The sequence below is a fragment of the Streptomyces sp. YGL11-2 genome, assembly GCF_050054615.1.
Lineage (GTDB): Bacteria > Actinomycetota > Actinomycetes > Streptomycetales > Streptomycetaceae > Streptomyces.
In genome coordinates this window covers 17,881-25,047 of sequence record NZ_JBNHIN010000008.1, presented here as the reverse complement: position 1 = coordinate 25,047, position 7,167 = coordinate 17,881, and the positions used below count along the sequence as shown (strand labels likewise).

The 7,167-nt window shown below is 74.1% G+C and carries 6 protein-coding genes and 1 pseudogene; 4 read left to right on the top strand and 3 right to left on the bottom strand.

What is annotated here, in order from left to right:
• Positions 1–52: 52 nt before the first annotated feature.
• Both ACO1BR_RS11560 and ACO1BR_RS11555 read right to left on the bottom strand, forming a co-directional pair.
• Entirely contained in the window at positions 53–1,138 is a 1,086-nt protein-coding gene (locus ACO1BR_RS11560) for an S-(hydroxymethyl)mycothiol dehydrogenase (RefSeq protein ID WP_426794955.1), read from the bottom strand.
• A gap of 227 nt (positions 1,139–1,365) precedes the next feature.
• Positions 1,366–2,172: an IclR family transcriptional regulator gene (locus ACO1BR_RS11555; protein ID WP_426794954.1), complete on the bottom strand. Its 807-nt coding sequence runs from the start codon at positions 2,170–2,172 to the stop codon at positions 1,366–1,368.
• A gap of 164 nt (positions 2,173–2,336) precedes the next feature.
• On the opposite strand from ACO1BR_RS11555, the pseudogene ACO1BR_RS11550 reads away from it, so the two are divergent.
• Positions 2,337–2,658: pseudogene (locus tag ACO1BR_RS11550) on the top strand (bifunctional 3-phenylpropionate/cinnamic acid dioxygenase ferredoxin subunit); the annotation flags it as partial.
• A 65-nt stretch (positions 2,659–2,723) separates the two neighbouring features.
• On the opposite strand, the gene ACO1BR_RS11545 reads toward ACO1BR_RS11550, so the two are convergent.
• A complete protein-coding gene (locus ACO1BR_RS11545; protein WP_159505057.1) occupies positions 2,724–3,107 on the bottom strand; it encodes a hypothetical protein in 384 nt (127 codons plus the stop codon).
• Between the two features lie 360 nt (positions 3,108–3,467).
• Between ACO1BR_RS11545 and ACO1BR_RS11540 the strand changes: the two genes are divergently transcribed.
• Genes ACO1BR_RS11540 through ACO1BR_RS11530 form a run of 3 tightly spaced genes read left to right on the top strand, consistent with a single transcriptional unit; the run spans position 3,468 to position 7,121 of the window.
• Positions 3,468–6,254 carry a nitrate- and nitrite sensing domain-containing protein gene (locus tag ACO1BR_RS11540; RefSeq protein ID WP_426794953.1) on the top strand — a complete coding sequence of 929 codons (2,787 nt, stop codon included), beginning with the start codon at positions 3,468–3,470 and terminating at the stop codon, positions 6,252–6,254.
• Positions 6,251–6,688: a roadblock/LC7 domain-containing protein gene (locus tag ACO1BR_RS11535; RefSeq protein ID WP_159505059.1), complete on the top strand. Its 438-nt coding sequence runs from the start codon at positions 6,251–6,253 to the stop codon at positions 6,686–6,688. The genes ACO1BR_RS11540 and ACO1BR_RS11535 overlap by 4 nt, the downstream gene beginning before the upstream one ends.
• 19 nt (positions 6,689–6,707) lie before the next feature.
• Positions 6,708–7,121 carry a DUF742 domain-containing protein gene (locus ACO1BR_RS11530; protein WP_426794952.1) on the top strand — a complete coding sequence of 138 codons (414 nt, stop codon included), beginning with the start codon at positions 6,708–6,710 and terminating at the stop codon, positions 7,119–7,121.
• Positions 7,122–7,167 lie beyond the last annotated feature (46 nt).

Below are 7,167 nucleotides of genomic sequence, written 5' to 3'. Positions count from 1 at the left end.
GTGCGAGGGGGTGGCGTCGCCGCCCCCTCGCACGCGCCCCGGGTGTCCTCGCCTAGAGCGACACCACCGACCGCAGCACCTCGCCGCGCTGCATCTTGCCGAAGGCCGCCTCGATGTCGTGGAGCGTGATGGTCTCGCTGACGAAGCGCTCCAGGTCGAGCTTGCCGCTCAGGAAGAGGTCGATGAGGACGGGGAAGTCGCGGCTGGGCAGACAGTCGCCGTACCAGGACGACTTGAGCGCGCCGCCGCGCGAGAAGAGGTCGATGAGCGGCAGCTCGATGCGCATGTCCGGGTCCGGCACCCCGACCTGGACCAGCGTCCCGGCCAGGTCGCGCATGTAGAACCCCTGCCGGTACGTCTCGGGGCGCCCCACCGCGTCGATGACCACATCCGCGCCGTGACCGCCCGTCAGCTGCCGTACCGCCTCGACCGGGTCCGTACCACGGGAGTTGACGGTGTCGGTGGCCCCGAACCGCTCGGCGGCGTCCAGCTTGCCGTCGTCCAGGTCGATGGCGATCACCCGTCGCGCACCGGCCCGCGAGGCACCGGCGATGGCGGCGTTGCCGACGCCGCCGCAGCCGATGACGGCGACCGTGTCCCCGCTGCCCACGCCCCCCGTGTGCACGGCCGCGCCGTACCCGGCCATCACCCCGCACCCGATCAGCCCGGCCGCCTCCGGACGCGCGGACGGATCCACCTTCACCGCCTGCCCGGCCGCGACCAGCGTCTTCTCCGCGAACGCACCGATACCCAGCGCCGGGCTGAGCGGTGTGCCGTCCCGCAGCGTCATCGGCTGCGCGGCGTTGCGCGACGCGAAGCAGTACCACGGGCGCCCCCGCCGGCACGACCGGCACTGACCGCACGGCGCCCGCCAGGCCAGCACCACGTAATCCCCCGGCGCCAGATCCGCGACCCCGTCCCCCACGGCCTCGACCAGTCCCGCCGCCTCGTGCCCCAGCAGGTACGGGAACTCGTCGCCGATCGCCCCCTCGCGGTAGTGCAGATCGGTGTGGCACACCCCGCACGCCTGGACGGATACGAGGACTTCTCCGGGACCGGGATCGGGCACGAGAATCGGCAGGACCTCGACGGGTGCGCCTCGCTTGACGGCGACGACGGCGCGGGCTTCGTGCGGCATGTCTACTCCTCATACAGCGCCTGCGGTGGCGGCAGGGGCGGGGTGCGCATGGAGTTGGCACGGATGCCTGTGAGGGGTGGAGTCGGTGCAGTGTGTGGGGCACGGGGTGCCGGGCGGCACAACGCCGCCAGACACCGGGTGTTGCTCATGGCGCGCGAAGTTGCGCCATAGGAGACATGCTGGAAGGCCGTCAGGGATCCGTCAAGGGGTGGCCGGCGCGCCCCGGCTCACCCCCCGTACCCCATACGGCGGGAGAGTTCGGCCGCCGCCTTCGCGGACCGCTCGGCGAGCTCCGGAAGCCGCTCGCGGGCCATCCGGTAGGCGGGCCCGGAGACGCCGATCGCGCCGATCACCGCGCCGTCGTGCGCCCGCACCGGCGCCGCGACGGCGTTCAGGCCCTTCTCGAACTCCTCGTCGGTGCAGGCGAATCCGTCCTCGCGGGCGGCCGTCAGCTGCTCGCGCACGCCGGTCGCCGCGGTCAGCGTGTTCTCGGTGAACCGCGGCAGCTTGCGGCCGAGCAGGGCCTCCCGGCGCTCCCGCGGCAGATGCGCCAGCAGGACCTTGCCGCTGGCGGTGGCGTGCAACGGGGTACGGCGGCCGAGCCAGTTGAAGGCGGTGACCGCGGCGGAGCCCCTGGCCTGCATGATGTTGACCGCGGCATCGCCGTCCAGCACCGCGATGTTGGCGGTCTCGCCGGTCTCGTCGGCCAGCGCCCGGCAGACCGGCTGGCCCTCCTGCGAGATGTCCAGCCGGATCGCCGCGGCGCCGGCCAGCCGCAGCACCCCGGCGCCCAGGAAGTACTTCCCCCGCTCCTTCTCCTGCCCCACCAGTCCGCGGTTCTCCAGGACGCCCAGGATCCGGAAGGCGGTCGACTTGTGGACCCCCAACTCCTCGGCGATCTCGGTCACTCCGGCCTCGCCCAGCCGGGCCAGGCTCTCCAGTACGCTCACCGCGCGGTCCACGGACTGGACGGATCCCGCTCCGCCGCGCCGGTCCTCGGACCGCTCGGCCGCCGTGTCGGTCGTGTTCGCCATGGCTCTTTGCCTCACTACCCGTTGCCCCCGACGGGCACGCCTTCGGGACGCTCTCCGGGAAGTCCTCGACGGCCCGACCCGGCTTGGATTCTGTTGCGCATCGCGCGATGCGATGCGTGATTCACAACACCATGGTACCGGTGACCGGCGAGAGGGGGGGCCAGATCATTCCCGTCTGCCGCATCGAGGGCCTGCCCGTCGGCGAGTCCGTCCGGATCGAGACCGACGAGGCCGCGCCCGCGATCGCCGTCTTCCACGCCGACGCCGGCCGCTACGCCGTCGACGACACCTGCAGCCACCAGGACGCCTCGCTCTCCGGGGGCTGGACGGAGGGCTGCTTCGCCGAATGCCCGCTGCACGCCGCGCTCTTCGACCCGCGCACGGAACGCCCACCTGCCTGCCCGCCGCCCCGTACGCACCCGCGAGGTCGGCGTCCTGGACGGGATGGTCCATGTCCGGCCCGCCGTAAGGGAAGAGGCGGTGGCGCAACGATCGGGGTGGGGCGCCGGCGCGGCACCCCGGAGCCCGGCGGCCGCCCGGGCGCGGCGCGGTCAGGCCGCCGCGCGGTCCGCGTGCGGCGGCCCCTCCGGCGGCTCCCGGCGCCCGTCGCGGCGGGACCGGCGGCGTTCGCGGCGCAGTTCCCTGGCCGTGCTGCTCGGCCGGGACTCCACACCGTGGCGCTGCACCCAGACCTGGCGGGTCACCCAGACGTCCAGGACGGCCCAGGTCGCGACCACCGTGCTCGCGACCGTGCCGAGTACCGCGGGGAAGGCGAACCAGGAACCCGCGAGCGTGCACAGAAAGGCCACCATGGCCTGGATCAGGGTGAGGGCGACGATGATGACGGCGCGCACCGCGGCCGTACGGACCGGGTCGGCCATCCGGCGCCGCGTCGCCGGCTCCTCCTGCCACAAGGGACGCCTGCCGTCGTCCATCGCGTCACACTCCCCGCACTCTCCCCGGCAGTCCGACTCTTGGGTGGCTGCCCGGATTTCACCGGATACATGCCACACACACCGCCCCACTGTCCAGTCCGCGTTCCCCCTCCATCGTCACGCACAGGGGTGGTGCGGGGTTACCCGGGGTAGGCGTATTTCAGCCGCGCGCCGGGTGTCCATAGCCACACTCGCGGGGCGGGTTGCCCGGGCATCGCAGGACAACTCGTGACGATCCCGCCCCGATCGTGCCCCGCGCCGCCCGGCCGGGCCTTCGGATCGATCCCCCGTCAGTAGTAGGCTCGCGCCGCTGTTGACGGAACACCACCCCCGTGCGCCGGGGTTGACGTAGGGGAGGCCATGCGCTTTCGCGGGAAGTCGATCCGCCGGAAGATCGTGGCGCTGCTGCTCGTGCCGCTGGTGTCCCTGACGGCCATGTGGGGCATCACGACCTACGTCACCGGGCGCGAGGCCAACCAACTGCTCGACGTCGGCAACGTCGTCAGGAACCTGGGCTATCCCGTCGAGGACGTCGTCCAGGCCCTCCAGCGCGAACGCCGCCAGAGCCTGCTCTACCTCGCCGACCGCCGCGGCGCCAACGCGCTCACCGAACTCCGCGGCCAGACCCGGTCGACCGACGACGCCGTCGACCGGCTCCGCGCCGACGCGGACACCCAGGACGTGCGCACGGACCTGACCGGCGACAACGCCGACCGGGTCGCCGGCCTCCTCAAGAGCCTGGACGGCCTGGACGCGCTGCGCGTCCAGGTCGAGGACAACCGGGTCTCCCGCGACGAGGCGATGGAGTCCTACGACGCCCTGGTCGACCCCTGCTACGACCTGCTCGGCGCGCTCCACGCCCTGGAGAACGTCGAGATGGACAAGCAGGGCCGCGCGCTGGTCGGCATCACCCGCGCCCGCGAGGCGTTCTCCCGCGAGGACGCGCTGATGTCCGCGGCGCTCACCTCCGGCAGCCTGACCAAGCACGACCAGCGCGCGCTCTCCGACCGGGTCGCCGAACGCCGCATCCTCTACAGCACCACCCTGCCCCTGCTGCCCGCCACGGACCGCGGCGTGTACGAGGACTACTGGCACTTGGCCGGCGCCCGCGAACTGGTCTCGTACGAGGACCGGGTGATCGCCGCCGACCCGGCCGCCGCACCGCACGTGGTCAACGCCGATCGCTGGAACACTGCGGCCGAGAAGGTCCTCGGCGACCTCCAGCGGATGGGCAAGGAGGCCGGCGACCGCTACCAGCGGCGGGTCGCGCCGGTCGCCACCCGGATCGTCCTCAAGGCCGTCGCCACCGGCGTCCTCGGCTTCCTCGCGCTGCTGGTCTCGATCGTCGTCTCCTTCCGGATCGGCCGCCGGCACGTGCGGGACCTGACCCGGCTGCGCAAGACCGCGCACGAGGTCTCCGGTGTGCGGCTGCCGAGCGTGATGCGCCGGCTGGCGGCCGGCGAGCAGGTCGACGTGGAAACCGAGGCGCCCCGGCTGGAGTTCGGGCCGGACGAGACCGGCCAGGTCGGCCAGGCGCTCAACACCCTTCAGCGGGCCGCCATCGAGGCCGCCGTCAAGCAGGCGGACATGCGCCGCGGCGTCTCCGAGGTGTTCGTCAACCTCGCCCGCCGCAGCCAGGTCCTGCTGCACCGTCAGCTGACCCTCCTGGACGCCATGGAGCGGCGCACCGAGGACACCGAGGAACTCGCGGACCTGTTCCGGCTCGACCACATGACCACCCGCATGCGGCGGCACGCGGAGGGCCTGGTCATCCTCTCCGGCGCCGCCCCCTCCCGGCAGTGGCGCAAGCCGATCCAGCTGATGGACGTGGTGCGCGCGGCGGTCGCCGAGGTCGAGGACTACGAGCGCATCGAGGTGCGCCGGCTGCCGCGGCTCGCGGTGGACGGCGCCGCGGTCTCCGACCTGACGCACCTGATCGCCGAACTCCTGGAGAACGCCACCGTGTTCTCGCCGCCGCACACCGCCGTACAGGTGCTGGGCGAGCGGGTCTCCAAGGGCTTCACCCTGGAAATCCACGACCGCGGCCTGGGCATGGCGCCCGACCTCCTGCTGGACGCCAACCTCCGGCTCGCCGAGACGCCCGAGTTCGAACTGTCCGACACCGACCGGCTCGGCCTGTTCGTGGTCAGCCGGCTCGCCCAGCGGCAGGGCGTACGGGTCTCCCTCCAGCCCTCGCCGTACGGCGGCACCACCGCCGTGGTCCTCATCCCGGGCGCGATCCTGACCGAGACGGCGGACGGCGCCCGCGACGACGCGCCGGCCGTGGCGGGCGCACCGGCCGGGGACGCCGAACCGGACCACGCGGCGGGCGCGTTGGCCGCCCTCGCCCAGATCCCGGTACCGCTCCCGCGCCGCCCGAAGCGCGGGGCCGTCGACGGGCCGGTCGAACTGGAGCCACCGCTCGGCGCCGACGAGGCGGACCCCGCCGGCGAGGAGGGCGCCCTCCTGCGCGGCCGGGACCGGGGCCGCGGCCGGGACCGCCGCGGCATCCGGGGACCGGCCGCCGTCCCCAAGGCCGCCCCGTCCGACTCCGACGAGCAGCACCAGCAGGCCGGCGACCAGGCACCCGGCGGGCTCGCCCCGCTGCCGCGCCGCCCGCGCCCCCCGGTCCTGGTCTCCGATCACGGCCGTACGGTCGACGCCCCGGAGGACCGCGGCACGGCCGAGGGCAGGCCGAAGGGCGAGCCGGTGGACAGGCCGGCACGGCGCACGCCCGAGGCGGCGGCCGAGCGGCCGGAGCCCGCTGACCGCCCGGAGCGCCCCGGGGGCGGTCCGCCGTCCCCCGCGCCCGGCTCCGAGGCTCCCGACGGCACGCCCGCTCCGGCCGCCACCACCTCCAAGGGCCTGCCCCGCCGGGTCCGCCAGGCGAGCCTGGCCCCCCAGCTCAAGGCCGACGCCACCCGGGACCCCGGGACGGACCGGCCGGCCCCGCCGCCCGCGGACGACCGCGACGCCGAGGAGGTCCGGGCCCGGATGGCCTCGCTCCAGCGCGGCTGGCAGCGCGGTCGCCGGGACAACGGCGAGGCCCCCCACACCCCCACACCCCCGGAGACCGGCGACGCTGATGCCGCCACCGGGGGCAGCACAGCACCACCACGAACCACATCGGGAGAGGACGGTCCATGACCGCACCGAAGGCATCTTCCAGCGCAGCGTTCTCGGCGCAGGGATCCGGAGAGCTGAACTGGCTGCTGGACGAACTGGTCGAGCGGGTCGGCAGCATCCGGAAGGCACTGGTCCTCTCCAGCGACGGACTGCCCACCGGCGCCTCCAAGGACCTCACCCGCGAGGACGGCGAGCACCTGGCCGCCGTCGCCTCCGGCTTCCACAGCCTGGCCAAGGGCGTCGGCCGGCACTTCAACGCCGGCCGGGTCCGCCAGACGCTGGTCGAGCTGGACGGCGCGTTCCTGTTCGTCAGCGCGGCCGGCGACGGCAGCTGCCTGGCGGTGCTCGCCGACGCCGACTCCGACGTCGGGCTGATCGCCTACGAGATGACGCTGCTGGTCAAGCGCGTGGGCACGCACCTGGGCACCGCGCCCCGGTCCGGGCAGGCCGGCTGAGCACGACTACGGTGATGCCATGACCGACCAGGACGGCCCAGCCGTACCGGGACGGGGCGCGGCCCGTTGGTTCGACGACGACGCAGGCCCCGTCGTCCGGCCGTACGCGATGACGCGCGGGCGCACCCGTACGGCAGCCGAGGGGCGGCTGGACCTGATCGCGCAGGTGATCGCCGAGAGCCGGGCCGAGGAGCCCATCGCGGACCAGACGCTCTCCCCGGAGCAGGTCGACATCGTCGGGCGCTGCCGGCACTCGCCGCTCTCGGTCGCCGAGCTGGCGGCCGAGCTGGATCTGCCGGTGGGCGTGGTCCGGGTCCTGATCGGCGATCTGCTGGACGCCGGGCTGGTCCGCGTCAGCCGCCCCGTACCGCCGGCCGAGCTGCCGGACGAGCAGGTGCTGCGCGAGGTGATCGACGGCCTGCGCGCGCTGTGACACGTTGCGTATCCGCACGACCGTGCCGCCCGCCCGGGCTCTCCGG

Coding starts and splice junctions, on each gene's coding strand:
- ACO1BR_RS11535 (WP_159505059.1), top strand. CDS start 6,251: ATGACCGCACCGAAGGCATCTTCCAGCGCAGCGTTCTCGGCGCAGGGA.
- ACO1BR_RS11560 (WP_426794955.1), bottom strand. CDS start 1,138: ATGCCGCACGAAGCCCGCGCCGTCGTCGCCGTCAAGCGAGGCGCACCC.
- ACO1BR_RS11530 (WP_426794952.1), top strand. CDS start 6,708: ATGACCGACCAGGACGGCCCAGCCGTACCGGGACGGGGCGCGGCCCGT.
- ACO1BR_RS11540 (WP_426794953.1), top strand. CDS start 3,468: ATGCGCTTTCGCGGGAAGTCGATCCGCCGGAAGATCGTGGCGCTGCTG.
- ACO1BR_RS11545 (WP_159505057.1), bottom strand. CDS start 3,107: ATGGACGACGGCAGGCGTCCCTTGTGGCAGGAGGAGCCGGCGACGCGG.
- ACO1BR_RS11555 (WP_426794954.1), bottom strand. CDS start 2,172: ATGGCGAACACGACCGACACGGCGGCCGAGCGGTCCGAGGACCGGCGC.